The sequence below is a fragment of the Celeribacter sp. genome, from assembly GCF_048270365.1.
In the GTDB taxonomy this organism is placed as follows: Bacteria; Pseudomonadota; Alphaproteobacteria; order Rhodobacterales; family Rhodobacteraceae; genus Celeribacter.
This window is the reverse complement of record NZ_JBLWTA010000010.1, coordinates 22,209-48,755: the sequence shown is the minus strand read 5'-3', so window position 1 is coordinate 48,755 and position 26,547 is coordinate 22,209. Positions and strand designations below refer to the sequence as shown.

General features: G+C 61.0%; 20 protein-coding genes. 12 read left to right on the top strand and 8 right to left on the bottom strand.

All coding sequences use genetic code 11. The features are described 5' to 3' along the window. From ACN0X0_RS14395 to ACN0X0_RS14380, 4 genes are read left to right on the top strand one after another with little or no spacing between them, the layout of a single operon-like run. Positions 1–1,509: a tripartite tricarboxylate transporter permease gene (locus ACN0X0_RS14395; protein ID WP_417279710.1), complete on the top strand. Its 1,509-nt coding sequence runs from the start codon at positions 1–3 to the stop codon at positions 1,507–1,509. A gap of 33 nt (positions 1,510–1,542) precedes the next feature. After that, the gene (gene sseA, locus ACN0X0_RS14390) at positions 1,543–2,403 is read left to right on the top strand and encodes a 3-mercaptopyruvate sulfurtransferase (protein ID WP_417279709.1); all 861 of its coding nucleotides are present in this window, start codon (positions 1,543–1,545) and stop codon (positions 2,401–2,403) included. Beyond that, on the top strand, positions 2,400–3,770 hold the full coding sequence (locus ACN0X0_RS14385; RefSeq protein ID WP_417279708.1) for an MmgE/PrpD family protein: 1,371 nt from the start codon (positions 2,400–2,402) through the stop codon (positions 3,768–3,770). The genes sseA and ACN0X0_RS14385 overlap by 4 nt, the downstream gene beginning before the upstream one ends. 39 nt (positions 3,771–3,809) lie before the next feature. Then, positions 3,810–5,261 (top strand): FAD-binding oxidoreductase, encoded by a 1,452-nt coding sequence (locus ACN0X0_RS14380; protein WP_417279707.1) that lies wholly within the window; start codon positions 3,810–3,812, stop codon positions 5,259–5,261. A 242-nt stretch (positions 5,262–5,503) separates the two neighbouring features. Here ACN0X0_RS14380 and urtE read toward each other — a convergent pair whose 3' ends face one another. From urtE to ACN0X0_RS14345, 7 genes are all read right to left on the bottom strand, one after another. Continuing rightward, the gene (gene urtE, locus ACN0X0_RS14375) at positions 5,504–6,199 is read right to left on the bottom strand and encodes an urea ABC transporter ATP-binding subunit UrtE (protein ID WP_417279706.1); all 696 of its coding nucleotides are present in this window, start codon (positions 6,197–6,199) and stop codon (positions 5,504–5,506) included. Further along, positions 6,199–6,948: an urea ABC transporter ATP-binding protein UrtD gene (urtD, locus tag ACN0X0_RS14370; protein ID WP_417279705.1), complete on the bottom strand. Its 750-nt coding sequence runs from the start codon at positions 6,946–6,948 to the stop codon at positions 6,199–6,201. The genes urtE and urtD overlap by 1 nt, the downstream gene beginning before the upstream one ends. Continuing rightward, positions 6,945–8,075, bottom strand: coding sequence for an urea ABC transporter permease subunit UrtC (gene urtC, locus ACN0X0_RS14365; protein ID WP_417262854.1), 1,131 nt, complete (start codon positions 8,073–8,075; stop codon positions 6,945–6,947). The genes urtD and urtC overlap by 4 nt, the downstream gene beginning before the upstream one ends. A 1-nt stretch (position 8,076) precedes the next feature. Further along, positions 8,077–8,970 carry an urea ABC transporter permease subunit UrtB gene (gene urtB, locus ACN0X0_RS14360; RefSeq protein ID WP_417279704.1) on the bottom strand — a complete coding sequence of 298 codons (894 nt, stop codon included), beginning with the start codon at positions 8,968–8,970 and terminating at the stop codon, positions 8,077–8,079. Positions 8,971–9,061: 91 nt separating this feature from the next. Then, on the bottom strand, positions 9,062–10,309 hold the full coding sequence (locus ACN0X0_RS14355) for a transporter substrate-binding domain-containing protein (protein WP_417279703.1): 1,248 nt from the start codon (positions 10,307–10,309) through the stop codon (positions 9,062–9,064). A gap of 261 nt (positions 10,310–10,570) precedes the next feature. Next, positions 10,571–11,212: an ANTAR domain-containing response regulator gene (locus tag ACN0X0_RS14350; RefSeq protein ID WP_417262851.1), complete on the bottom strand. Its 642-nt coding sequence runs from the start codon at positions 11,210–11,212 to the stop codon at positions 10,571–10,573. A gap of 10 nt (positions 11,213–11,222) precedes the next feature. Beyond that, positions 11,223–12,374, bottom strand: coding sequence for a transporter substrate-binding domain-containing protein (locus tag ACN0X0_RS14345; RefSeq protein WP_417279805.1), 1,152 nt, complete (start codon positions 12,372–12,374; stop codon positions 11,223–11,225). Between the two features lie 477 nt (positions 12,375–12,851). Here ACN0X0_RS14345 and ACN0X0_RS14340 point away from each other — a divergent pair, with 477 nt between their 5' ends. The 8 genes from ACN0X0_RS14340 to lsrF all read left to right on the top strand — a co-directional run bounded on the left by ACN0X0_RS14340 (position 12,852) and on the right by lsrF (position 23,442). Continuing rightward, positions 12,852–14,396: an amidase gene (locus ACN0X0_RS14340; RefSeq protein WP_417279702.1), complete on the top strand. Its 1,545-nt coding sequence runs from the start codon at positions 12,852–12,854 to the stop codon at positions 14,394–14,396. Positions 14,397–14,684: 288 nt separating this feature from the next. Further along, complete coding sequence (locus ACN0X0_RS14335) at positions 14,685–15,728, top strand: substrate-binding domain-containing protein (protein ID WP_417262849.1); 1,044 nt, start codon at positions 14,685–14,687, stop codon at positions 15,726–15,728. A 111-nt stretch (positions 15,729–15,839) separates the two neighbouring features. After that, positions 15,840–17,336, top strand: coding sequence for a sugar ABC transporter ATP-binding protein (locus ACN0X0_RS14330; RefSeq protein WP_417279701.1), 1,497 nt, complete (start codon positions 15,840–15,842; stop codon positions 17,334–17,336). Beyond that, a complete protein-coding gene (locus ACN0X0_RS14325; RefSeq protein WP_226554388.1) occupies positions 17,333–18,334 on the top strand; it encodes an ABC transporter permease in 1,002 nt (333 codons plus the stop codon). Before ACN0X0_RS14330 ends, ACN0X0_RS14325 begins: the two co-directional genes overlap by 4 nt. 3 nt (positions 18,335–18,337) lie before the next feature. Next, entirely contained in the window at positions 18,338–19,309 is a 972-nt protein-coding gene (locus ACN0X0_RS14320) for a sugar-binding transcriptional regulator (RefSeq protein ID WP_417279700.1), read from the top strand. Then, positions 19,306–21,024, top strand: coding sequence for an FAD-dependent oxidoreductase (locus ACN0X0_RS14315; protein ID WP_417279699.1), 1,719 nt, complete (start codon positions 19,306–19,308; stop codon positions 21,022–21,024). The genes ACN0X0_RS14320 and ACN0X0_RS14315 overlap by 4 nt, the downstream gene beginning before the upstream one ends. Beyond that, complete coding sequence (locus ACN0X0_RS14310; protein WP_417262845.1) at positions 21,021–22,520, top strand: FGGY-family carbohydrate kinase; 1,500 nt, start codon at positions 21,021–21,023, stop codon at positions 22,518–22,520. Before ACN0X0_RS14315 ends, ACN0X0_RS14310 begins: the two co-directional genes overlap by 4 nt. A 31-nt stretch (positions 22,521–22,551) precedes the next feature. Next, the gene (lsrF, locus tag ACN0X0_RS14305; RefSeq protein ID WP_417262844.1) at positions 22,552–23,442 is read left to right on the top strand and encodes a 3-hydroxy-5-phosphonooxypentane-2,4-dione thiolase; all 891 of its coding nucleotides are present in this window, start codon (positions 22,552–22,554) and stop codon (positions 23,440–23,442) included. Positions 23,443–23,640: 198 nt separating this feature from the next. On the opposite strand, the gene ACN0X0_RS14300 is transcribed toward lsrF, so the two are convergent. Beyond that, positions 23,641–26,442, bottom strand: a complete 2,802-nt coding sequence (locus ACN0X0_RS14300; protein WP_417279698.1) for an Ig-like domain-containing protein — start codon at positions 26,440–26,442, stop codon at positions 23,641–23,643. Between the last annotated feature and the right edge of the window lie 105 nt (positions 26,443–26,547).

The following is a 26,547-nucleotide window of genomic DNA, read 5'->3' as shown; positions in this document are numbered from 1 at the left end:
ATGTATGATTTGATGCTCGTGGGCGCGTCCCACGTCTTTCAACCCTGGACCTTGCTGGCGATCATGTGCGGTGTCGCGGGCGGGCTTGTGATCGGGTCGATCCCCGGCCTGACCTCGACCATGGCCATCGCTTTGATGGTGCCTTTGACCTATGCGATGGATCTCGAATTTGCGCTGCCGCTTCTTATGGGCGTCTATTGCGGGGCGATTTCCGGCGGTCTCGTCGGCGCGATCCTTTTGAACATCCCCGGCACCCCCGCCTCTGCGGGCACCTGCCTCGATGGCTACCCCATGGCGGCCAAGGGACAGGCGACACGCGCGTTGGCGCTTGCGGTCTATGCCTCGATGATCGGCGGCACGCTGTCCGGTCTTGCCCTCGTGTTGATCGCGCCTCTTTTGGCGAAAGTCGCCCTGTCCTTCGGGCCGTGGGAATATTTCGCGCTGGTCGTATTCACCTTTTCTTGCATCTCTGCGATGACCTCGAAAGGGCGCGCGGTCAAAGCCTTCATGGCGGCCTTCATCGGTTTGGCCCTTGCCCTCGTCGGCCTTGACGAAGCCTCTGGGCAGACGCGTCTGACCTTTGGTTTCACCGCCTTCGAATCCGGTTTTTACGAACTGCCCGCCCTGATCGGCCTCTTCGCGATCCCGCAATTGCTGGCCGATACGGATGATATTGGCCGCAAGGACAAAATCCTGAAGGTCGACTTTCAGCTTCGCACCTTCCTCGGCACCTTCCGCGAGGTGATGTCCCGCAAACGCGATCTGCTGCGGTCGAGCTTCATCGGCGTGATCATCGGCATTCTGCCCGGCGTCGGCCCCGGCCTCTCCAACATCGTCGCCTATAGCCAGGCCAAACGCGCCAGCAAAACGCCCGAAAAATTCGGCACAGGCGAATTGGCCGAAAGCGTGATGTCACCTGAGGCCGCGAACAACGCCTCGATGGGCGGCGCGCTGATCCCGATGCTGACGCTTGGCATTCCGGGCGACGCCTCGACGCTCATGATGCTGGGCGCCTTCATGCTGCATGGCATCGACCCCGGCCCGCTGTTGTTCCGCGATCATGGCGATCTGATTTGGGTGATCTTCATCGCCTTCTTCGTGGCCTTCGCCTTCTGCACCGTCCTCTATCACTTCTTCATCCCACTGACGATGAAAGCGATTTCGGTGCCGCGGCAATATGTGATCCCAGTGCTGCTCATCCTCTGCACGGTCGGGTGCTATTCGCTCAACAACCGGATGTTCGATGTCTACTGCTTCTTGGGCTTCGGGCTTTTGGGCTACTTCCTGCACATCGCACGCGTGCCCGTTCTGCCCGTCATCCTAGGCCTCATTCTGGGGCCCATGGCCGAAGAACAGCTCAGCCTCGCTCTGGCCTTTGGACAGGGCTCCGTCCTGCCCTTCGTGACCCGTCCGATCTCCGGCACCATCCTGCTCGTCGCCGTGCTGTCGCTTGTGTTGCCGCCGATCCTTGGCCGCTTCCGCGCCAAGACCACGATCGATCCCGCCTAATCTTACAGACTTACGTTCCAAGGAGTTCTTTAAATGACATCGCTCATTTCCCCTCAGGACCTGATTGCCCGTCTGGGCGATCCCGACCTCATCCTTCTCGACGCCAGCTGGTACATGCCCGCCGATCCCCGCGATCCCGAGGCCGACTTCGAGACCGCGCATCTTCCGGGTGCCAAACGGTTCGACTTCGACAGCAAGATCAAGGATCACGGCAGCGACCTGCCGCATATGATGCCCACGCCCGAAGCCTTTGAGGCCGCCGCCCGCGCGCTCGGGATTTCCGCCACCTCGCAAATCGTGATCTACGATGGCGCCGGGATTTTCGCGGCCCCGCGCGCGTGGTGGATGTTCAAAGCCATGGGTCATGACGCCGTCAGCGTGTTGAACGGTGGCCTTCCGGCCTGGACCGCCGCAGGTGGCCCCATCGAGACCGGACCCGAAACCGCCGCCGCGCCGGGTGATTTCACAGCCCGTCCCGCAGCCGAGCGCCTCGCCTCCGCCAAAGACGTGCTTGAGGCCGTCAACGGCCAGGCGGATCAGCCGACCGCCATCGTTGACGCCCGAGGGGCGCCCCGGTTCGAAGGCAGCCAGCCGGAGCCCCGCCCCGGCCTGCGCTCCGGCCATATGCCCGGCGCCCGCAACATCCCCTTCGATCAGGTTCTGAGTGACGGCAAGTATCGCGACGCAGCTGACATTCGCCGCATCTGGGCCGCCGCCGGTCTGCCCGATCAAGGTCGGATCATCGCAAGCTGCGGCTCTGGCGTCACGGCTTCCGTGTTGGCGCTGGCCGCAGAGTCCGCCGGGCTTCCGACAGTCACCGTCTATGACGGCTCTTGGTCGGAATGGGGTCAGGACAGCCGCCCCGAACTTCCCGTCGCAACGGGCGCCGCATGAGCGCGCCCGAACTTGCCCCCCTCGCCGAGTTCGTCGCAGGCTACACTGTAGATCCTGAGGACGCTGCTCTGGCGAGCCGCCTGCGCAGCACGGTCCTCGATTGGGGATCGGCGGCGCTGGCGGGCACCGGGCACCCGTTGTTCTCCGCCTATCAGAGCGCCTTTCTCTCCCCCACAGAGCAAGGCCCGCTGCGCGTGATCGGCACACCCGGGCGGCACCCACTGATGGCGGGGGCGATGACCAATGCCGCGCTCAGCCACCTCTGGGAGGTCGATGACGCCCATCGCGACGCCACCAACCACCCAGGCATCACGGTGCTCCCCGCTGTGATGGCCTTGGCCGAGGTTCATCGCCTCGATCCGGCGACCGTTTGCGCCGCCATCGTGGCAGGTTACGAGGCGGTGATCCGTGTCAGCGCCCATCTCGGCGCCGCGCATTATGCGATCAATCATTCGACCGCCACCGCAGGCAGTTTTGGGGCCGCCGCCGCCGCCGCGCGGGCGTTGGGGTTCACCCCGGAACAGACCCTGTCCGCCTTTGGTCATGCCGGCACACAGGCCGCCGGTCTCTGGGCGCTGTTGGATGACAACTGCACGGACTCCAAAGCCTTTCACGCCGCCACGGCTGTACGCAACGGGCTTCAGGCCGCGCAATTGGTGCAATCCGGCCTCCCCGGTGCGCCGCGCATTCTCGAAGGTCCGCGCGGTATGCGTGCTTCATGGCATCTCGCCGACACGGACCCCGCATGGCTCACGCCTAACGGCACGCCGCTGATCCATACCGTCACCATCAAAGGCTGGCCGGTCTGCGGCCAAATGCATTCCGCTCTCGATTGTGCCGCCGATCTGGCCAAGCGGTTCCCCAAAGACGCCGCAGCAACCGGTCCGGTCACGGTGCGCCTGCCGGACAGCGCCCTCGCGATTGCCGGGCGCACGGCTCCGAGCACAGTGGCCGAGGCGAAATTTTCCACCAGCTTCTGTATCGCCGCGACGCTCTGTGGCAAGCCGCCGAGCCTTGCGGGTCTCACGGAAGCGCTTTTGGCCGATCCGGAGATTCATCGCCGCGCCGAGGACGTCACGCTTGTCGCCGATGCCACCATGACCGCGCGTTTCCCAAAGGAACGTCCCGCCGAGGTTTGTCTTGAGACCCCGTCCGGCCCGCAGAGCGTCAGCCGCAGCTTTCGACGTGGGGACCCGGAGGCGCCTTGGACCGATGAAGCGATGACCGAGAGAACCCGCGACGTTCTGGCTCTGACCTCTTGGGAGACACGGCCAGAGGTCCTGATCGATTGGGCTGATGCCCTCGCAGCCCAGGCGCCCGATTGGACGGCCGACAGCCTCCACGATGCGCTGCCTGCCGCCCGGTGACGGCGCCGCAAAGACCACATAAAGCACAGGAAACTCCCGATGACCGCCCTGCCCCAGACCGATCCGCAGACATTCGAGACATTGAAAGACGCGTTGCGCGCGGCCCTGCCTGAGGCTGCCGTGATCACCGATCCCGACCGGCTCGCGGCGCTTCTCGCAGAAGAGCGTGACCTGTTCGAGAGCAATGCCACCCTGGCCGTGGCCCCCGCCACGACAGAGGAGCTATCGATTGCCGCGCGTCTCTGTCATGCCCATGGGGTGCCGATGGTGCCACAGGGCGGCAACACGGGGTTGGTCGGCGGCGCGGTCGCAAAAGGCGGCGAGGTTTTGGTGTCGATGACGCGGATGAATCGCATTCGTGCCGTCGATCCGATCAACTACACAATGACCGTCGAAGCCGGGGCCATTCTCGCCGATATTCAGAACGCCGCCGCCGCCGAGGGCTGTCTTTTTCCCCTGTCGCTCGGCGCCGAAGGGAGCTGTACGATTGGTGGAAATATCGCCAGCAATGCCGGTGGGATCGGCGTATTGAAATACGGCAATGCCCGCGAATTGACCCTCGGGCTTGAGGTGGTTTTGCCGGATGGGCGCATCTGGAACGGCATGCGTCCGCTGCTCAAGGACAATTCCGGTTTCGCGCTCAAACACCTGTTTATCGGCAGTGAGGGCAGCGTCGGCTTTGTCACCGCCACCGTTCTCAAACTTTTCCCGGCTCCTGCAGAGGTCCAAACCGCGTTTTGTGCCCTGCCTTCGCCCGAGGCGGCCCTTGGGCTTTTGTCGTTGGCCCGTCGTCTGAGCGGCGATCAGGTCACGGCCTTTGAACTTCTCTCGGATTTCGCCTGTGGCATCGTTTGCGATCATGCAGGGGGCGTTTTCCCGCTGTCCGAGCGCGCGCCATGGTACGCTGTCGTCGAGCTGTCCACCTCGCGGGAAACTTCCGATCTGCGTGAGGTCTTCGAGACCATCCTTGAGCAGGGCTTTGAAAACGGTCTGATCGAAGATGCTGTCGTTGCGGAAACGCTTGATCAGCGCGACCGTCTCTGGGCCCTCAGGGAACGCACGCCCGAGGCACAAAAACGCGCGGGCGGGTCGATCAAACACGATATTTCCGTGCCCGTCAGCGACATTCCGGCCTTTATCGCCAAGGCGACGCAGGCCGTCGAAGACTATATGCCCGGCATTCATCCTTGCGCCTTCGGTCATGTCGGGGATGGCAATGTTCACTTTAACTTCACCCAGCCCGACGGGATGGATAAACAGGACTTTCTCGCGCATTGGGACCCGATCAACGAGATCGTCTACCCGATTGCCATGTCGTTCAACGGCTCGATTTCCGCGGAGCATGGGGTCGGATTGCTGAAGGCAGATGAGATTTCTGCCTATCGCCCCGAGATCGAAACCGAACTCAATCACCGCCTGAAAGCCGCCCTTGATCCGGCAGGCTTGATGAATCCGGGAAAATTTATTGGCAAGGGGAAGGCCCAGAGTTGAACAGGCCACTTGGCCAATCCTTGCCCCTTAAGACAGGTCTTTCCCCCATCCTGCCGCGTGCCCCCGCAGCACGCGCGCTTTAGCTGGCGCGAGGCAAGTTTCGTGTTCACACATGACGCCGGGCCTCGATTTTGTCGCGGCGGGAAGGTCGGTCTTCTCGCCGCGACAAGGTCCTTTCGGACGAAAGCGGTTTTCGTTTAATCTGAATCAGATTGAGCGCCTCAAGTTTTTTGAGAAACGCTTTAAATTGTCATATGGCGTTCGACCATCTCATCGGACAGGGCATCGATCTTGCCTGCCTCGACCACCCGGCCTTTTTCCAGCATCGCGAAACTACTCGCCGCACGGCGCAGAAAGCCAATGTTCTGTTCGACCAGCACAACGGTCAGGCCAAGATCGTCCTTCATGCGCAAAATGACGGCTTCGATTTCCTCGACGATGGAGGGCTGAATGCCCTCGTTCGGCTCATCGAGCAACACCACATCCGGCTCCGCCGCCAAGGCCCGCGCGATGGCGAGCTGTTGTTGTTGCCCACCCGAGAGAACACCACCGGGACGGGACATATTGTCAGCAAGATAGGGAAAAAGCTCCGGCACGATCTCGGGGATGCTGCGTTTTCCGTCCCGGTTCGCGAAGGCCCCCATGAGGATATTTTCGCGCACGGTGAACTCGGGAATGATCCCACGGCCTTGCGGCACATAGGCGATGCCGGAGAGGGCGCGCTCATGCGTCGGGCAGGTGATCAAGTCCTTGTCCGATAGGCGAATTTGGCCGGAGCTGTCATCCGTCAGCCCCATGATGGTTTTCAAGAGCGTTGTCTTCCCTGTGCCATTGCGCCCGGCGATGCCGGTGATCTCGCCTTTAGGGATCGACAGGGTGATGCCATTGAGCGCCTTTGAGCGGCCATAGTAGCTTTCGAGATTGATCAGATCGAGCATCAGGAAATCCCCTGTTTTCCGAGATAGGCGGCTTTGACGTCGGGGTGGTTTTCGATGAAGGCCACATTGCCCTCGGCCAGAACCTTGCCGAGATGCAACACGGTGATGCGTTCAGCGATGTCACGCACGAAAGCCATATCGTGTTCGACCACCAAAAGCGTGTGCCTGCCCTTGAGACGGTTGATGATCTCCGCCGTTTTCGCGGTCTCTCCCGCGGTCATCCCCGCCGTCGGCTCATCGAGCAAAATCACCGAGGCGTTCTGGATCATCAACATCCCAAGTTCGAGCCATTGCGTTTGCCCATGGCTGAGCACGCCCGCTTCTGTCTCCGCATCATCCGTCAGCCCGATGAGATCGAGCGTCTCGTCAAGGCGCTCTTGCGCCTCCGTGTCCAACCGCATTTTGAGGTTGGCGAACACGCCCGGCTGCCCGGATTGCGCCACTTCGAGGTTCTGGCGCACGGTCAGGCCCGAAAACACCGATGGGATCTGGAACTTGCGCCCCACACCGGCGCGGGCGATTTTATGCTCGCGCTGATTGGTCACGTCACGGCCATGGACATAGACGCGGCCTTCGGTGGATTTGGTCTTGCCGGAAATCAGGTCCATCAACGTGGTCTTCCCGGCGCCATTCGCCCCCAAAAGAACCCGCAACTCGCCATGGGCCACCGCCATGGACACGCCGTCCACGGCACGGAACCCCGAAAAATCGACGGCCAAACCGTCCAGTTCCAATGCAACGGCACTCATTGGTGTGCCTCCTCTTTCTGAACGGACGACAGTTTCGGCGCGCTTTGCAATTTGGACATGAGATCATGCGCCAACCCGGAGAGGCCTTTCGGCAGGTAGATGACGACGATCACAAAGACGAAGCCGATGATCAGTTTCCACGCTTCCACAAGGCTTTCGGTCTCGGAGACCCGCGCCTCCAGCATGTTGATCAGGATGGCACCGATACAGGCCCCAAGGATCGACCCCCGCCCGCCGACAGCCGCCCAGACGACCATGGTCACGGAGAAGGAGAGTTCCAAAAACGAAGGCGAAGCAAATTCGGCCACGATCACGTAGAGCATGCCCGCAAGCCCGGAAATCCCGGCCGAGACTGCGAAGAAAAAGCTCTGATAGGCCGGCACGTCATAGCCCAGATAGAGCGCGCGCGTGTCGCTGTCGCGGGTGGCCTGAAGGATGGTGCCAGCGCGTGTGGCGACCAGCATTCGGGTGAGCGCCAGAACGATGATCAAAGCCACGGCGACGACCATATAGGTCACCTTGCTATAGGGATCGAGTTCGACGCCAAAGACGGTGAACCAGCCCAGATCCGTGAGGCCATTGAAGCCGTTCGTGAGGGGCTGCGCGTCCGTCACGATAAGCCGCGTCAACAGCACCAGCGCCAGCGTGATGATCGAGACGAACACGCCCGAAATGCGCTGACCGAAGATGATGCGCCCCATGATATAGGCAAACACCGCCGGGAGCACGACGGCCACGATGAGGCCAACCCATTGCGATTGAAACGGAATCCAGAGCCACGAGCCGGGCGTGATGCAGCACAGATCGGTCGGCGCGCCGGGTTCGGCGTTCCAGAGCATGAAATCCGGCACCGGCGTCTCGGACCCTTGCTGCATCGAGGTGTAGCTTTTGAGCTTGAGCGACATCGCCATGGCATAGGCGCCGATGCCGAAGAACAGACCTTGCCCGAGGTTCAGAATACCCGCATAGCCCCAAGTGAGCGCCACAGCCGCGCCCAACATGCCGTAGCAGAGGTATTTCGCGACTCGGTTGAGCCAGAATTCATCCCCGATCAGAGGCAGCGCGAGAATGACAATCGCAAAGGCCAGATAGGCCCAGACACGATAGGAAGAGAAAAGCGTTTTCATATCAGCGCCCTTTGAATGTGAAGAGCCCGGCAGGCTTGATCAGGATGACGCAGATCACCACGGCAAAGACCGCAGCCCGCCCGATGATGTCATTGGAGACCATCGCGACAAGCGCGTTGAATTCGCCCAAAAGACCCGAGGCCGCGATGGTGCCAAAGAGGCTTCCGACGCCGCCGGTGACCACCACCATGAAGCCGTCCACAACCATGGTCGCGCCCATGTCGGGGGCCACGGTTTTGAAGCCAGCCATCAAGACGCCCGCGACGCCCGCAAGGCCCGAGCCCAGCGCGAAAGTGATTGCATTCGTGCGTTTGACGTCGATGCCGCAGGCAGCGGCCATGCCCGGATTGCGAATGATCGCGCGGACTTTCATGCCCAAAGATGTCCGATACATCACCGCCCATGTGGCGACGGCCAGCAGCAGCGTCATGGCGACGATGAAAATTCGGTAGGCGTTCAGGTCTTGTCCAAGGATAGACACCGTGCCTTGCAACGCCTGCGGCACAGGGACGTTTTGCAGACCGGAGCCAAGGCCTTTGATGTGAATGCCGAAAAAGCTCAGGCCGAATTCGAGGCGGATCGCCTGTTGCAGGATGATCGCGATGCCCCAAGTGGCGAGAAGCGTATCGAGCAACCGCCCGTAAAGCCGCCGCACCACAAGGCGTTCGATCACCAGACCGATGAGCGCGGTGACCACAAAGGCGATGGGGATCGCGACCAGAAGATTGGCCCCCAGCCAGATGTTGGCCAGAACGGAGACGTAAGCCCCCAGCATGACCATTTCACCATGCGCCATATTGATGATCCCCATCGCGCCATAGGTCACAGCCAGACCGAGCGCGACGAGGAGAAGGATCGAACTGAGGCTGAGCCCGATAAAGAGGACGTCAAACACGACTTCCGTCTCCTTGTCGAAGTTTCTTTTGTCATTTTAACCCCGCGGACGCGTTGGCACGCCCGCGGGACAGGGGAACAGGTTTCGCGGCTTACAGCTTGGAACTGTCGAGCCCTTGCGCCGTGCAGAACAGGTTGTCGGCGGCCTCACCATAGGCGGCGTAGGGCAGCGGTTTGATCGGCTCGGGATACTCATCGACGATTTGCGACTGGCCATCTGCGGTCCATTGCCCGATGCGCGGCGTGAGCCAGCAGTGCAGGTTGTCTTCGTCGACTTTCACATCGCCGCCGGGGGCGGCATAGGTCTGGCCGCGCACACCTTCGCGGATCGCTTCGGCGGTGGTGTCCTGCGACGCCTCGACGGCCTGTTTCCACAGGAAGACTTGGAAATATGCGGCTTCGAGCGAGTGATAGGTGGTCGCCGCCGGATCGCCCACAAAGGCACGATAGCGTTCGATGAAGCTTTTGTTGGCCGCGGTCTCGAGCGACATGAAATAGGGGAAGGACGTGTAGGACCCTGCCGCATATTCCGGGCCCATGGCCGCGATCTCGATCTCGGAGGTCACGGTCGCACAGATCGGGATCTCTTCGTGGCTCAGGCCCTGGTTGATGAACTCGCGGTAGAAGGAAATGATCGAGTCGCCCACGACGTTGGACAGGACGACATCGGCGCCCGATTCCTTGATCTTGTTGACCATGACGGCCCATTCGGAATGACCCAACTCGAGATATTCGTCGGCCACCCATTCGGCACCGCCCGCCTCAATGAGACCTTTGGAGACTTTCGCCATCTCGCGCGGATAGACGTAGTTCGACCCGACGATGAAGAATTTCTTTTTGCCGAGTTTTTCGATGATCCACGGGATGTAATTGCCGAGCTGCTGGTTCGGCACGGCGCCGGAGTAGACCACATTCGGCGAGCATTCGAAGCCCTCGTAATGGGTTTGATAGAACAGCATGGCGTTGCGGCGTTCAAAGATCGGCAGCACGGCTTTGCGCGACGCAGAGGTGTGACAGCCGAAGACCGTGGACACGCGATCCTTGATCACCAGCTTTTGCGCTTTTTCGGCATAGGTTTTCGGATCGGAGGCGCCGTCTTCGGTCACCACTTCGATCGGGCGGCCCATCACGCCGCCGGCGGCATTGATTTCTGAGGCAGCCATTTGCACGGCGGAGGCGAGCATCTTTTCGACCACCGAAAGCCCGCCGGTCTGCGAATAGAGCGCCCCGACCTTGATCGCGTCTCCTTCGGCGAAAGCGCTGCGCAGATAGCCCGGCATGGCGAGCGTTCCGGTGGCCAAGGCGGCGGTGGAGAGGAACTGACGACGTTTCATGTTCATGTGTGTTTTCCCTGTTGACGGATGCAACATTCAGCCCGCTGGGGCCTTCACCCCAGACACAACAAGCCTTTGTTACAAATGAAAAAAATGCGTCGACGACATTGTCGAATGCAAAACGCCCGCATGATCCGAAAGGGATCAAAACGGGCGTCTTTGCCTATGGGTCTATCGGATCGAACCGATCAGGGAGATGGCCAGAGATCTGGGGATCATCCCTTGTGTGAGGAGAGACTAGCGCGACGTTGAACGCGCTGACAAGTGCTATTCTGTTCGCCGTTTGCTGATATTTTCATCGCTTTTGGCGGCTTTTCCGGCTTCCCGCGCGTCATAGGCCTCCACGAATTCCTTGGCGAGCACTTCGATGGCCACACGTTGCCGCATGGCGCGCGCACGGAGTTCCCGATGGGCCTCATCTTCACGCAGTTTGAGCTCCGCCATGAGAATCGATTTCGCCCGAAGAACGAGCTGATCGCCCTTGACCTTGCGCTTGTAACGGCGGGCATCGCGCGCCAGATCCTGCGTGTGTTTCCATGCATTGCGGGCAATCGCGAGGTTGGCCAAAAGCCCGAAGGGTTTGATCGGACGCCCCAGAACCGCCATCGCGCCGCTTTCCAAAACCAGTTGCAAGGTCGCCGGGTTTTCATAGCTGACAATCGCCAGAATGGTCGGGCTCGGGTTCGGGATCGAACGCACAAAATTGCGCAGCTCTTTGTGTTCATGACCCTCGATGGACAGGATCAGAATATCGGTGCGCGCGGGCAATTTATCCGGCACCGGCCAGATCAACTGCGGCGAACACCCGATGCGGCGCAAATGATCCGTGAGGGCGATCCCCTCTTCGTCCATCGGGTGCAACACAACCACCGAAAGATTGCGAAGCTCTTTGAGAAAAGCGTAAGACATCGTTTTCCCCTTAATTGCCGACCAGAGACATCAGATCGGCCACTTCGTCGTCGGAGGCGCCAATCACATCGACGAGGTAGGGATCGGGCGCGACACGGCGTGACGGGCTATTGACGATTTGGTACGGGCTATTTTCCCGAATGCGGGCAACGCGCGGCCAGAGATGCGTGTGGTTGGTCAAACGATCGATCCGCACTGGACCTTGGGGGGCATCGACTTCGACCTCGTAGAGCGCGGGCAAAAGCCGGTCGATGTGATCCTCCCCGGCCAGAGCCAAGGCTTTGGCAAAGAGATGGACCGAGTAATAGGCCGCTTCTGCAGGGGCCGTTGCGGGCAGCCCGCCAGAGACCTCATGAAACGCCTTGATGAACCCCAAGGCGGAAGGCACCTGCAAGCTGTCAAAGAAGGGCGCGGCGATGATATGCCCCTCCGCGGTGCCGGGTTTCATGCGCATGACATCCACTTCGGAGGTGGACTGCGAGGCGATGGGCATGGTGTCCGGGTCGAACCCCGCCGCTTTGAAGGCCTCATAGAATTTGACGATTCCATCGCCCACGATGGTCGAATAGATCATGTCGGGCTGCATCTCATAAATCCGGTTGAGGATCGGTTTGATGTCCTCGTCGCGCAGATCAAGTGGCACGAAAATCTCATCGAGAACCCGCCCGCCTTTCGAGCGAAACAGATCCGCGACGATGCGGTTGGATTCATAGGGATAGACGTAATCCGATCCGACCAGAAAGATGCGTTTGCCGCAGGTTTCAAGCAGATAATCGACCAAAGGCACAGAGTTCTGGTTCGGTGCCGCGCCGGTGTAAATGCAATGGCGCGAATATTCGAAGCCCTCATAGAGCGTCGGGTAGAACATCAGCGCATTCTGGGATTCGATCATCGGCAGCATCGCTTTGCGCGTGCTCGACATATGCCCGCCAAAGATCACCCGCACCCCGTGGTCCCGGCACAATTCGTGGGTCATGTCACGGTAGTTGCGCGGCGTTGATGCCGGGTCGCGAAACAGCGGCAAAAGCGGTTTGCCAAGGACACCGCCCTCCGCATTCACTTCCTCCACAGCCAGCTTCACCGCCATGACCTGCGTTTTCTCGACCGTCCCCGTGACCCCCGTTTCGGACATCACGACGCCAATCGGCCAGACATTTTCCATCGTCAAATTGACCCCCACAAAAAACAAAAAGCGGCCCTATCCAGAAACGCGTCTGGAAAGAGAGCCGCCCTGCTCAAGGTTGAATAGCCCTCAGACAAATCGAATTCAGGTCGAATGTCAAACGGCGATTTTCAAAAGATCGCATGTGGCGCGGCTCCCGTCATCACAGGACATTTTCGATCTTGACCAGACCGCGACAAGATATCAGGATCAGAGGCATCGTCGGTCCCCTGCCCCTCTGCGTCAGGCCACCGAAAACCATCTAGACCCTTGGTCTTAAATGGAAATCATGTCTTTCACCTGATTTCCTCATACTGACAATGCCGTCAGACTCTCTCACTTCGATTGTCGTTCGACCCCTTTGGGCGACCTGCACGGTTGCCGGCATGTCGCATGACGATCTCTCGTATTTATGCTGTCCGGTCTCCTTTGGCCGGGCCATGGCGGCGCTGTGCCTGGCGCCGGGAAAGGACCGTTATGACGACGACCAAAGAGACACACGATCTGACCGCTCAAGCGTTGGGCGAGCTGACGATTCGCGACATTCAAGAGGGCCTCCAGAGCGGCCGCTACAGCGCCGAAGCCCTGACCAAAGCCGCAATCGCGCAGATGAAAGCGGTGAATGGCACATACAATGCGGTGATCTTTGAAAACGAGGCGGCTTTGGAGACCGCAAAAGACATCGACCGTCGCCTCGCCGCAGGAGAAGAGCTTGGCTCTCTGGCCGGTGTGCCCATTGTCGTCAAAGATCCGATGGACATGAAGGGCTTTCCCTCGACCGCCGGGTGGCGCTTGCTTCATGCGGCGTCGGGCGGCGTCGATTTGATGCCCGAGCGCGACAGCCCGGTGGTGGCGCGGATGCGGGCTGCGGATGCGGTCATCCTCGGCAAAACCAATGTGCCGATCCTGAGCTGGACCGGCACCCACGCCAATGACAGCTGGGCAGGACCTACCATCAACCCCGCCATCGAAGACCGCGCCCCCGGCGGGTCGAGTGCGGGGACTGCCGCCGCCGTCGCGACCCATATGGCCGTCGTCGGTCTGGCCGAAGAAACCGGCGGATCGATTCAGAACCCGGCCTCTGCGCAGGGGCTTGTGGGCATCAAACCGACCATTGGCCTCGTGCCGAATGCCGGTGTGGTGCCCCTATCCGGCAACCGCGACGTGGTGGGGCCTATTGCGCGCAGCGTCGAAGACGCAGCACTCTGTCTCGACGCCCTTGCGGGTTTCACCACCGAAGACCCCAAGACGCTGGCCTCTGTCGGAAAAATCCCGGCGAGCTATGCGGACGGACTGACAAAAGATGGCCTCAAAGGCAAACGTCTCGGCCTTTATGGCCCGGGCTGGCGACCGGATCAGCTCTCCGATGAGGCCGCTGAATTGTATGCGCGCGCAAAGTCGGAATTGCAGGCCGCAGGGGCCATTCTGGTCGAAGACCCCTTCGCCGGGACAGACTTTGCCAGCCTGCGCCAAGTCACGCCGGGCACGCCGTTCTTTGACGGGCGCGGCCTCGAGTCCATCGCCTATGACATGACGATGTACCTGCGCCGCCTCGGGCCGGATGCGGCCCTCAAGACGTGGGACGAATTTGTTGCCGCGACGGCCTCGGAAGACCCTTTTGAAAAAGGGGCGATCCTTGGCTATCTCTACGAGTTGGAAGATTTCCGCAAAGCGATCAAATCGCCCGAAACCCCGCCTGCCCTGCCAGAGTTCACCAAGCTTAAAGCGGCGTATCTGGCGCTGTTGGACGAGGTCTTTGCGCGTCATGATCTGGACGGGCTTGCCTATCCACAGATGCTTCAGGAACTGCCAGGGCTACACTCGGGAGAGGCCATCCTTGAGACCACGGTGGGGGAACTCAACATTGCGGGCATTCCCGGCGTGACAGTCCCGGCAGGCTATTACGCCTCCGGCGCCCCATTCGAGCTCATTTTCCTTGGAAAACAATGGTCTGAGGCGCTTTTGATCCAATGTGCCTATGCTTACGAGCAGACCACCAAACACCGGAAGTCCGCTCTTTAAAGTCGCCTTCCACACGCAAAACACCTCAAGCTGGCCTGTTCTTTGGCTGAGCTTGAGGTGGCCTATTGCTCTGTTCACGGATGACAAATTGAGTTTTCAGAGCGCTCTCAGACTGCCCGCCAAGGGGGTCGAAAAGACAAAGCCTCCATCCGCCGCAGCGCAGCGGCGTGAAATAAATTTCATCGCCTAGGATTTATTGACAGGCACGCCTCCCGGCTCGCATGCTAACGGCACGAAACGCCGGAACTCGCTTGAGGAGAATGCGAACCGGCTTAGGGAGGACATCCGATGAAGATCAAATACCTTGCGGCGGCAGCCGCATCTATAGTCGTGGCCGCAGCATCGGCCGCCACTGCCCAGGACGCCGATACCCCCTGGGAGGAAAGCCCATTCCGCTGTGAGCCGGGCGAGACTTACGTGATGAACGTGATGGTCTCCGGCGTGGAGTACTGGTTCCCCGTCTACGAGATGTTTAAACAAGCCGCGCACCAATTCGGCTGTGAGGCGGATTACACCGGCACGCCGGAATATGACGTCAACAAACAGATCGCCAGCTTTGAACAGGCCTTGGCCAAACAGCCGGCTGGTATCTTGTTGCATCCGATGAACCCCGACCCCTTTGTCGAGCCGATCAATCGCGCGACAGATCAAGGCACAGCCGTCGTGACCTTTGCCGCCGACAGCCCCAATTCCAAACGGGTTTCCTACGTGACCTCCGACAACGCTCGTGAGGGACGTGTGGCCGCGCAAGAGATCGCTGAGGACATGGGCGGGTCCGGTCAATACGCCGTGCTGGAGAACCCCGGACAGGACAACCACGACCGCCGCGTTGCCGCCTTTATCCAGGAAATGGAAGACAACTATCCCGACATGGAACTCGTAGGTCGCGCCTCGACGGGGCAAGACCCGAACAAAGCCTATCAGGCGGTGCTCTCTCTGGCTCAGGCAAACCCGGAGCTGGGCGCGGTCTTTATGCCCGAAGCCTCTTCGGCCATGGGCGCGGCGCAGGCGGCCAAGGAGGCCGGTGGCGACATCCGCGTGATCTCGGTGGACGTGAATGCCAGCGTGCTCGACATGATCAAGGCAGGCGAGATGTTCGGCGCGATCAACCCCAACCAAGGGACACAGGGCTACTACGGCTTCCTGCTTTTGTGGCTGGCGAACCACCCGGAGCTGATTGATCCGATGAACGATCATGCCGAGGCGGGCTTCAATCCGATGGGCATTCCGGTGCTCGATAACGGCTATTCGGTCGTGACGCAGGAGAACGCCGACAGTTTCTATTGGGACAAGTATCTCAAGAAACGCGGCACCCGCGGCATCGAGGGCTAACCCTCGATCAAAACCGCGCCGCCACAGACCGGCGCGATCCTTCCGGCGGATCGGCTCCCCCCGATCCGCCGGTCTCCCCGCATATTTCGCTCGCCTATCCCGGAGGCCGCCATGCCGCCCCTTTTACAACTCAGCAATATCGCCAAAAGTTTTGGCCCCGTGAAAGCCCTTCGCGACGTCTCCTTCGAGCTGCGTGCAGGCGAAATCCATGCTCTCGCGGGGGAGAACGGCGCGGGCAAATCCACGACGATGAAAATCGTCGACGGCATCTTGCAACCGGACCGGGGCGAGATCCGCATCGATGGTGAGCCCCGTCGCATCCGTTCCCCGCTTGAGGCTCAGGCCTTGGGCATCGGTTTCGTACATCAGGAGATTGCGCTTTGTCCTGATGTCAGCGTGGCCGAAAACATTTTCATGAGCGCCACCGCGCTGCAACGCGGCTTGATGAACTTCGCCGCACTCGAACGCAAGGCCAAGACGGTTCTCGCGGAGCTCTGTGACATCGATCCGGCCATCAAAGTCGGCGACCTGAGCATTTCCAACCAGCAGCTTGTCGAGATCGCCAAGGCGCTGACATTGGATGCGCGTATTCTTATTCTCGACGAACCCACCTCTGCACTGACCGAGAGCGAAACGGAAAAACTGTTCCGCATCGTGCACCGCCTGCGACAGCGCGGTCTGGGCATTATTCACATTTCCCACCGCATGGCTGAAATTTTCGAACACTGCGACCGCGTCACGGTTTTCCGAGACGGTGAATACGTCACTCGTCTGAACATTCCCGAAACGACCCCCGAAGAGGTGGTGAACAACATGGTCGGGCGCGAGATTTCGCATCTCTATCCCGAGAAGGCGACACAGCCGCCGGGCCGCCCTCTTTTGGAGGTCGAGAACGTGACCTGTTCCCATTTGAAAGGCGTCTCACTGACCCTGCGCGAGGGGGAGATTCTCGGGATCGGAGGTCTCATGGGGGCTGGCCGGTCCGAGCTTGCCAAGGCGATCTGCGGTCTGCGGCACAGTGCGAAGACCCTGCGGCTGATGGGGGAACCGGTGAGCATCCCCGATTTTTCCGCCGCTCTGGACCACGGGATGGTGTATGTCTCCGAGGATCGCAAAGTCGAGGGACTCTTTCTCGATCTGCCGATTTCCCAGAATATTTCGTCCCTGCGGTTGAGCCAGGTCACCAAACGGGGGCTGGTCAACCGTGCCGCCGAAACCAAACAGGCCGAGCAGCTGGGGCGCCGCCTGCGCCTTAAGGCCGGCACACCCGAAGACCCGCCAAGCACCCTGTCGGGCGGCAATCAACAAAAGGTCGCGCTGGCACGGATGCTCTCGGTCAACCCGCGTGTGGTGTTTCTCGACGAACCGACGCGCGGCGTCGATGTGGGCGCGAAATCCGAGATTCACGCCATCCTGCGCGAGCTTTGCGACCAAGGCGTCGGCGTCGTCGTGATCTCGTCCGAATTACCAGAACTCATCGGTCTCAGCGACCGGATCGTTGTCCTGCATGAGGGCAAAATGAGCGGCGAACTGAACGCCGCAGAGATGACCGAAGAGGCGATCATCCATCTCGCCTCGGGACTGCACAGTCAAGGAGACGCAGCATGAGCGAGACCAGCCTTTCCGGCGGAATGACCGAAACCCGCACCCCCGGCGTCCTGCGCAGGCTCGCTGGCATGCGCGAGATGGGGCTTTTGTGCATCATCCTCTGCCTCTGCGTGGTGATGAGTTTCGCCAGCCCCTATTTTCTCACATGGTCGAACTTTCGGACCATCTTTCTGAGCTTCTCGGTCGAAGGCATCGTCGTGATCGGCATGACGGTTTTGTTGATCGTCGGCGGGCTCGATCTGTCGGTCGGCTCGGTGGTCTGTCTTGCGATGGTCGTCGCGGGCAAGCTGTTTCTAATGGGCGTCGATCCCTGGCTGGCCTCGGCGGCGGGCGTGGGCGCAGCTGCGGCGGTGGGCGCGGCGATGGGCCTCTTTGTGGTCCGCATTGGGTTGTCGCATTTCATCGCGTCGCTCGCGGCCATGGTGATCGTGCGCGGGCTATGCCTGCTCATCACCAAAGGCACGCCGCTTTCGCTGTTCAGCCTCCCGCCAGAGTTCAAATTCGTCGGCCAGGGAAGCCTTGGCGGTCTGCCCGTCGTTGTGGTGATCTTCGTCGTTCTGGCCGTCAGCTTTGACTTTCTCCTGCGCCGTTCCGCGCGGTTCCGGACGATTTTTTACACCGGCTCCAACGAAAAAGCCGCCGAATATTCCGGCATCCGCACCAAACGAGTGATCTTTTGGGTGACCGTGCTCTGTTCGACCCTGACCGGCCTCGCGGGGGTGATCTTTATGGCCCGCTTCGGGTCCGCAACACCGCAGTTCGGCGTCGGAATGGAACTGAACGTCATCGCAGCGGCAGTGATCGGGGGCGCGTCACTCAAAGGCGGGCAAGGGTCCATTTTCGGGGCTGTGCTCGGCGTGGCGCTTTTGTCGCTGGTGACATCTTCGCTCATCCTGCTCGATGTCAGTGTTTACATGCAGGACATGATCAAGGGCTTTATCCTGCTCGCGGCGGTCAGTTTCGACCACCTCATGAACAAGCGCGGCAAACGGGGCTGAGCCATGGATCACCCTCAGGATCTCGCACAGGTGCGGCGCATCTTCACCGCGTTGACGCTGCACTACGTCGACAAGCTGACGCAGGCTCAGATCGCCGAACGCATGGGACAAAGTCACTCCACGGTGAACCGTATGATCAAGGCGGGTCATGATATGGGAATGGTCGAGATCTCGATCCGCTCTCCCTTTCAGGATCACCTCGAGCTTGAACACGAGCTTGCCGAGATTTCGGGGCTGCTTGAAGTGGTCATCGAACCGACCACCTCCGACAATCCCGAGGCCGTTCTGGCGCGGGTTGGGGCCATCGCAGGAGAGCTACTTGCGAGCAAGCTCAAACCGGACATGACCCTGTGTTTGACCGGCGGCAAAGGCGTCAGCGCCTGTGTGGCCGGGCTGCGCCACGTGACGCCTCTGGCGGGCATGAAGGTCGTCCCGGCAACCGGTCTCGTGCAGGGCAAACATTACACGGATGTGAACCACGCCGCCGCGAATCTGGCGCGCGCCTTTGGCGGCGAGGCCATGCAGATGCTCTCGCCGATGTTCGCGGAGACCGAGGAACAACACGCCATGATCACCGGCATGAAAACGGTGTCCCGCGTCATGGAAGCGGCCCGCGCCGCGGATATTGCGCTCGTTGGCATCGGCGGTTTGCGCGAAAAGGCGACCTCTTATTTCGATCTGCATCGCGACGTGCCCGCCGAGGAAAAAGAGCTCTACGCCTCTGGCGCTGTCGCGGAGCTGATGGCGCATGTTCTCGACCTGCAGGGGGCTGTGACCGACTACGTGCGCAACCGGCTGGTTGTTGCCATCTCACCGTCCGATTTGGCCAAAGTGCCGATCAGCATTGGCGTCGCAGCCGGACAGGAAAAGGCCGAAGCCATCTGTGCCGTGGTGCGCGGCGGCTACATCAACACACTTGTCACCGATGAAGCCACCGCCCGCTCTGTGCTGGCGCGCCTCAAGGAGCTCTCATGACCCTCTCTATCGTTCCCCCCACGACCCGTTCCGCGCGGCTGGATGCCATGCACGGCGCCACGCCCAAGGTGTTGGTGATCGGCGGCGGCATCAACGGCGCAGCGGTCTACCGCGAACTGGCGCTCAATGGGGTCTCCGTCATGCTGGCGGAAAAATCGGATTTCTGTGCGGGGGCGTCGTCCGCCCTGTCGCGCATGGTCCACGGTGGGCTGCGCTATCTCGAGAATGGCGAATTCGATCTGGTCCGCGAAGCTCTCGATGAGCGCAATCGCCTCTTGAAGAATGCCCCGCATCTCGTCCGCCCTCTGCGCACCATCGTACCGATCGACAGCTGGGCCTCGGGCACATTGAATGCGCCGCTGAAATTCCTCGGACTGTCACAGGCACCGTCGCGGCGTGGTGCTTTGCCCTTGAAATTAGGCCTGTCCTTTTACGACATCTACACCCGTGGCAAGGGCGGTTTGCCGAAACACGCCTTTTGGTCGGGACGGAACGCAAAGGCGCGCTTTCCCTTCCGCCCCGAGGTGCGCTGTGCCGCCACCTATTACGACGGTCAGGTCAGCCACCCGGAACGCATCGTCACCGAGATGTATGAAGACGTTGCCCGCGCCGGAGCGCATGCCGTTGCGCTCAACTATCTCGAGGTGACCGGGATCGGCGCGGAGGTCACGCTGCGCGATGGCCTCGACGGGCGCGAAATCGCCTTGCGTCCTGAGATCGTCATCAATGCGACCGGTGCCTGGATTGACCGGACGAACGCCCGCGCCGGGGTGCAAAGCGACATGGTGCAGGGCACAAAGGGGGCCCATCTGGTGCTCGATCATCCCGAATTGCGGGACATGCTCGGGGACGACATGGTCTATTACGAGAATATCGACGGGCGGATTTGTATCATGTTCTGCCTGCATGGGCGGGTTCTGATCGGCTCGACCGACATTAAGGTCCCCGATCCAGACACCGTGCGCTGCGAGGCGGATGAACAGGCTTATATTTTGGAAGGTCTGTCCTGGGTCCTGCCGGGGATGACCGTGCGGCCCGAACAGGTTCTCCATGTGTTTGCCGGGGTACGCCCCTTGCCGATCAGCGGGGCGGGCACCACCGGCCAGATTCCGCGCGGACATTTCAACCGCTGGACCGAGGGCGACGTGCCGATCCTGAGCATGATCGGCGGCAAGTGGACCACCTTCCGCGCCTTCGGGGAATTGGCCGCCGATGAGGCCATGGCGCGCCTCGGCCTGAGCCGCACCTCTGGCACACAAGAGCGTCCCATCGGCGGGGGCGTGACATTTCCCGAAGACCCGGCGCGCTGGTGCGCCGACGTTGCCGGGCGCTCTGGCCTGTCTGAGGGCCGTGTGGAGGTCTTGTTCCATCGCTACGGCACGCTTGCGGAGGCGCTGGCGAAGACCTTCGAAGGCGAAGAGATGCTGCCCGGGCTCCCCGCGTATTCGGATGCAGAGATTGAGTACCTGATTGCGCATGAGCAGGTGGAAACCCTGTCCGATCTGGCGCTGCGCCGAACCGTCTTGGCGCTGGCGGGCGCGCTTGATGCCGCAGCACTTGAAACGCTCGCGGATCGGCTTGCGCATGTCAAAGGCTGGACGGATGCAGAGCGCGCGACGCATCTGGAGGAGTTTCGCAACCTGTTGGTGAGCAAGCACGGCGCCGATGCCACGCGGATCGGCCTGCACGGCAAAAAGGAGGTCGCGGCACAATGACGGGGTATTTCATCGGCGTGGACGCAGGAAACACCATGGTCAAGGCTGCGCTGTTCGATGCGACGGGCCAGATGTGTGCGGTCGCGTCGCGCAGCTCCGAAACCCTGCAACCCGAGCCGGGGTTTGTCGAACGTAGCCCCGAAGGGCTATGGGACGCGGCCTCGGGCGCGATACGCGATTGTCTTGCGCAGTCGGGCCTGAGCGGGGCAGAGGTGCTTGCGATCGGGGCAGCGGGTCATGGCAACGGGCTTTACCTGATGGATGATGCCGGTCGCGGACTGATCGGCATCCAGTCGATGGACAACCGGGCCGAGGCCTTGGCAAGCCAGATCGCCGCCGCGCATGGCGAAGACATCCTGAGCCGTGCCCAGTCGCGCCCCTGGCCTGCGATGACCCCGGTTCTCTTGCGCTGGCTTCTCGAGAATAAGCCCGACCTCTTAGCCCGCGCGCATCGGGCCGTCCTGTGCAAGGATGTGATCGTGCACGGGCTGACCGGGCGCATGGGATCGGATATTTCGGATCTGGCCGGGGCCGGTCTCCTCGCCCTCCCCGCTTTGCAATACGACGACGCCCTCTTGCGTCTCTATGGCATCGAGACCTTGCGGCATCTCCTTCCTGACCCCGCGCAAAGCGACACGGTGGTCGGTCACGTTTCCGGCACGGCCGCTGAGGCGACGGGACTTGCCGAAGGCACGCCGGTGGTTGCCGGTCTGTTCGACGTCTTGGCCTCGACTTTGGGCGCAGGGACATCGCAGGCGGGCGAAGCGTCGATTGTGGCGGGAAGCTGGTCCATCAATCAAGTTTTCACACGAAAGCTCCCGGATCATCCCCGCGCGCTCCTTGCAAGCGTCTTGGGCCGGGACACTTGGGTCAGTTGCGAATGTTCTCCGACCTCGGCGGCAAATCTTGAATGGTTTGTGCAAACATTCCTGAAAGATGAAGCGCAGGCGACCGGTGAGGACCCTTTCGCGCTGTGCAACCGATTGGCCGCCGAGGCCGATCCAGAGCGCGATCTGCCGGTGTTCCATCCCTTTCTCTATGCCGGTCCGGTCCCGGGCGCGCGCGGTGGGTTCAGCGCAATGGGCGCCTGGCATTCGCGCGGCGACCTTGTACGGGCGCTCTATGAGGGGGTTGCCTTCGGCCATCGTGCGCATTTTGAAATTCTCGATCCGAACCGGCGCTTTCGCACGGCCACCCTGTCGGGTGGCGCAGCGAAATCGAAGCTCTGGGCCCAGATATTCGCAGATGCTCTGGGGATGACCCTGCGCTTGTCCGATTGCACCGAGACCGGCGCACGGGGCGCGGCCATTGCCGCCGCCGTGGGGGCCGGCGTGTTCGAGAGCTTCGACGCGGCAACGCGCGTCATGGCGCATCACACCTCCGAAATCGCGCCCGACCCCGTCGCTCAAGCCCAGCTTGACGACAGATACCGGCGCTGGTGCGCCTATCGCGACGCCCTGATGGCGGCTTGGACGCCGTCCAAAGGGCACGATTAAGACCCTATACAGAAACAGAAAAGGACATCACATGGCTGATCTCGACGACATTATCGACGGCAAAGATTTCGGGCTGAACACGCCTGCAAAGAACGAACCGTTCTTTCTCAAAGGTGCAGGGGCCTATGACTGGGGCATGCAGAACCGGCTGGCGCGGATCTTCCGTCCCGACACCGGGCGCACAGTGATGCTGGCCTTTGACCACGGGTATTTCCAAGGTCCGACCACCGGTCTCGAACGGGTCGACATCAACATCGCCCCGCTTTTCGAACATGCCGACGTTCTGATGTGTACACGTGGCATGCTGCGCACGTCCGTGCCTGCCTCCACGCGCAAGCCCATCGTGATGCGGGCCTCCGGCGGCAATTCCATCATGTCCGAACTCTCGAATGAAACCATCGCGGTCGATATGGAAGACGCGCTGCGCATGAACGTGGCGGCCATGGCGGCACAGGTCTACATCGGCTCGGAATTCGAACATAAATCGATCACCAACATCATCAATCTGATCGATCGCGGCAACCGCGTCGGCATGCCGACTCTCGCGGTGACGGGCGTTGGCAAAGATATGGCGCGTGATGCGCGCTATTTCGGCCTCGCGACCCGCATCGCCGCCGAAATCGGGGCGCAATACGTCAAAAGTTATTTCGTGGAAGAAGGGTTCGAGAAAGTCTGTGCAGGCTGCCCGGTTCCGATCGTCATCGCCGGCGGCAAAAAAATCCCCGAAGCCGAGGCGCTCGAGGTGGCCTATAAGGCGATTGATCAGGGTGCGGCGGGTGTTGATATGGGCCGCAACATCTTCCGCGCGGGCGATCCGGTGGCGATGATCCAGGCGGTCAATGCCGTGGTGCACGATCTGCTCCCAGCGAAACAGGCATTCGAGATGTACAACGATCTCGCCAAACGCAAGACGGCCGCCTGACGGCCTATGAGCGACACCGCCGACACGTTTTCGGCGGCTCCTCTCGAAAGCGCGCGACAGCTTGGGCGACACCCTGAGTTGTCGCGACAAGACGGGGGAGACCTACACCACGCTCATGCCGGAGGACGGTACGCCCCAAAAAGAACGCCCGCCAAAACTTGGCGGGCGTTGCTGTTTCAAGTCATCGAAAGGGGGCGATCAGAAGGCGAAAGCCACTTCGAAGGACAGGCCATAGCTTGAGACATCCGTGTCGCCGCCCAGACCATCGACAAAAGCGGAGCCGGAGGACCGGACACCCTGTCCGTTGTCATAGCTCAAGCCGACATCCACGCGGCCACGGTGGCCTTCGTCTTCGGTGATATAGGCGCTTGCGGCGCCGCTGCCTTTGGTGTGGCTGTAGATGCCGGAAATCCCGAAATCGAGCATCAGCTCGCCTTGGGGCACAAGGATCGGCACCTCGAAATCCAAGCCTGCGGCCAGCTCGGTGAGGGTCACCTTTTGCTCAGGCACAGTCGTGCCGCCGCTGACATAGGCGTTCTGGCTGTCGCTGACGTGGCTCAGGGTCAGATTGGGAACGAGGGTCCAGCCCTTGTCCATCTCGACACGCCCCTGCGCCCCCAATGAGGCCAGCATACGGTCGCCCGTGAAGCTGCCGGTTTGACCGGAGGACAGGGTGATGTCGTTGTCGGTCTCGCCGAACAACAGCCGCCCATCGACAAAGAACGGATGATCGCCGATCTGCGTGGCAAAATACGGGCCGACAAGCCAACCGGTGCCTTCAACCTTGGTCCCTTGCACGTCCTCTTGTTCGGCCATGTCATATTGCACCATCGCGCCGATGATCGTGCCCGAGGACAGCTTTGTGTGGTAGCCGAGAGACGCGAGGCCGTAGCTCATGTCCTCGGTGTCGCTGTCGGACCAAGACCCGGACACCGCCATCCAAAACGGACCGTTTCCGCGGGAACTGAGCGCGAACTCACCGCCACCGCGCGAGACGCTGACGGAGGCATTGCCCCCGTTCTGCCCGGTGACGAACCGGGACACGTCCGGCTGGTTCTGGATCAGGCTGCGGGCACGTCCTTGCAAGAAATGCGCGATCGCTTCGCTTTGCTCTGCCGAAGTGTCGAGCTGCGCGATGGCCGAGGCCGCCACGGACAGCTCGCCCGTCATGTCACGCGCGGCGCCGTCCGCCACCGAAATGGTGACATCGCCACGATCATCCGGCGTGATGGTCGCGGAATAGACCACCCCGCTCCCTGTGAGCGCGCCCATCGTGGCGTTGGTGAGGGCAATATCGGAGGCCTCGAAACCGGTGACCGTCTCGGTGAAGGTAAAGGTGGCGACGAAACTCGCGCCTCGCGTGATCGTTCCCGGAACGCCCGAGATTGTCAGGCCCGGCGCAACGCCATCGGGCACCACGGAGATGATGTTCGAAGCTACGTTGTCATTGCCTGCCGCATCAAGCACTGTGCCCGCAAGCAGCTGGATCGATTGCGCAAAATCCGTCCCCGTGGCCTGAAGCGTGTAGGTATCACCGCTGCCGGACAGGGAAGAGAGATCGACATTCGTGGTGGCGAAGTCGCTAAGCTCCAGACCGGTCACATTCTCGTCAAAGGTGATCGACACCGTGTAGGGCGTGCCCGGGAAGTCCGGCGTTGCCGTCAATGTCGGTGCCGGGTCGGTCAGATCGGCGGTGTTGGTCGCAGCTGGCGCGGCCTCGTTGCCAAGCCCCGCCGCATCCGTCACGAGGTTCTCGGCGAAATTGACCGTCACGGTGCCGTCTGCGTCGGGTGTGATGGTCGCCGTGTAGACGGTCGTGCTGGTTTGTTGCAGGTCAGAGGCCGTGCCGTTGCTGACCGAAATATTGCCTAAAGTCACCGCGCTCACCTCTTCGGAGAAGGTCATCGTCAGCGTGAAGGGCGCATTTACCAGGCCGCTCGGCATGTCGAGGGAAACGGTGGGACGGGTCACATCCGCCGAGGTGCTCACCGTGTTGGAGGCGGTGTTGCCATTGCCTGCCGCATCCGTGGCCGCGCCTGCAGGGACCGACACGGTGACCGTGCCGTCGGCATCGGGAATAATTGTGAGTCTGAATTCCCGGTCGGAGAGGCGCGTGCCGTAAGAGACGCGACCATTCGTTACGACGAGATCAGCAAACGCAATTCCGGAAATGTCCTCATCGAAGGTCACGGTCACATCGAAGGGACCGTTCACCTCAGGGGGGATCGCGGAGAGCACGGCGCTCGGCGCCGTCACATCCCGCGTGCCGCTGAATGTCGCGCCTGTGCCCGAATTGCCGGCGCGGTCAACGGCGGCGGCATCCGCAACAGCGACCTGAAACGCACCTGTCGAGCTGAGGGTCAGATCGGCGGTATAGGTCGACCCACTGCCGCTGAAATTCGAAAACGACCCGGTGCCTGAGCTGAGGGTCAAATCGCTCACGTCGAAACCGGTCACGAGCTCGGAAAAGGTGAAGGTGAGCGGGATCACGGAACTGTTGGTCGGGAAAGATGACGACGAGGTGATCGACAGAGTCGGGTCCACATTGTCGGGGCTATAAGCCTCATTTACACCGATGATGCTGAAATCTGTCATGGCGTTGCCCGCCAAATCATAGATGGTGGGACTGCTACTTGGAACAAGTCGAATATTTCCGGTGCCATTGGTCACAGGGTAATCGAACCGCAACGTGACGCGGTAAACGCTTCCTGAGACTGCCGTCGGAGGAAATGCATAAGCGGCCAAGCCGCTACCAACAGAATGACTAATCACAAAATCCTCGGGCGCGCTGACGTCGGTGACATCTTCGGTGAAGGTGATCTCCCACACCACATCCGTCTGGTTGGTGTATTGGCCCAGAGGATCATAGCGGGTGATCGACTGGATGCGTGGCGGCGTTGTGTCCGCCGTTTGTGCGTTGGCTTTCCCGCTAAGTGCTGTGACGAAACAGAGCGCGATCAAAGCCAGTGAAATATGTTTTAGAAAATTTCGTGCGGTCATTTTCTTCCCCCATAAAACTGGAGCATGAAGAAGAAACAACATACCCCAATGGTGACGCAGTCGGCCAACCGCGCCATGTTCATTGGGCCAGTTGCTTGCGACGGA

Excerpts from the sequence above, each read along its gene's own strand:
- ACN0X0_RS14395 (WP_417279710.1), top strand. The coding sequence starts at position 1 with ATGTATGATTTGATGCTCGTGGGCGCGTCCCACGTCTTTCAACCCTGG.
- sseA (WP_417279709.1), top strand. The coding sequence starts at position 1,543 with ATGACATCGCTCATTTCCCCTCAGGACCTGATTGCCCGTCTGGGCGAT.
- ACN0X0_RS14385 (WP_417279708.1), top strand. The coding sequence starts at position 2,400 with ATGAGCGCGCCCGAACTTGCCCCCCTCGCCGAGTTCGTCGCAGGCTAC.
- ACN0X0_RS14380 (WP_417279707.1), top strand. The coding sequence starts at position 3,810 with ATGACCGCCCTGCCCCAGACCGATCCGCAGACATTCGAGACATTGAAA.
- urtE (WP_417279706.1), bottom strand. The coding sequence starts at position 6,199 with ATGCTCGATCTGATCAATCTCGAAAGCTACTATGGCCGCTCAAAGGCG.
- urtD (WP_417279705.1), bottom strand. The coding sequence starts at position 6,948 with ATGAGTGCCGTTGCATTGGAACTGGACGGTTTGGCCGTCGATTTTTCG.
- urtC (WP_417262854.1), bottom strand. The coding sequence starts at position 8,075 with ATGAAAACGCTTTTCTCTTCCTATCGTGTCTGGGCCTATCTGGCCTTT.
- ACN0X0_RS14355 (WP_417279703.1), bottom strand. The coding sequence starts at position 10,309 with ATGAACATGAAACGTCGTCAGTTCCTCTCCACCGCCGCCTTGGCCACC.
- ACN0X0_RS14350 (WP_417262851.1), bottom strand. The coding sequence starts at position 11,212 with ATGTCTTACGCTTTTCTCAAAGAGCTTCGCAATCTTTCGGTGGTTGTG.
- ACN0X0_RS14345 (WP_417279805.1), bottom strand. The coding sequence starts at position 12,374 with ATGGAAAATGTCTGGCCGATTGGCGTCGTGATGTCCGAAACGGGGGTC.
- ACN0X0_RS14340 (WP_417279702.1), top strand. The coding sequence starts at position 12,852 with ATGACGACGACCAAAGAGACACACGATCTGACCGCTCAAGCGTTGGGC.
- ACN0X0_RS14335 (WP_417262849.1), top strand. The coding sequence starts at position 14,685 with ATGAAGATCAAATACCTTGCGGCGGCAGCCGCATCTATAGTCGTGGCC.
- ACN0X0_RS14330 (WP_417279701.1), top strand. The coding sequence starts at position 15,840 with ATGCCGCCCCTTTTACAACTCAGCAATATCGCCAAAAGTTTTGGCCCC.
- ACN0X0_RS14325 (WP_226554388.1), top strand. The coding sequence starts at position 17,333 with ATGAGCGAGACCAGCCTTTCCGGCGGAATGACCGAAACCCGCACCCCC.
- ACN0X0_RS14320 (WP_417279700.1), top strand. The coding sequence starts at position 18,338 with ATGGATCACCCTCAGGATCTCGCACAGGTGCGGCGCATCTTCACCGCG.
- ACN0X0_RS14315 (WP_417279699.1), top strand. The coding sequence starts at position 19,306 with ATGACCCTCTCTATCGTTCCCCCCACGACCCGTTCCGCGCGGCTGGAT.
- ACN0X0_RS14310 (WP_417262845.1), top strand. The coding sequence starts at position 21,021 with ATGACGGGGTATTTCATCGGCGTGGACGCAGGAAACACCATGGTCAAG.
- lsrF (WP_417262844.1), top strand. The coding sequence starts at position 22,552 with ATGGCTGATCTCGACGACATTATCGACGGCAAAGATTTCGGGCTGAAC.
- ACN0X0_RS14300 (WP_417279698.1), bottom strand. The coding sequence starts at position 26,442 with ATGACCGCACGAAATTTTCTAAAACATATTTCACTGGCTTTGATCGCG.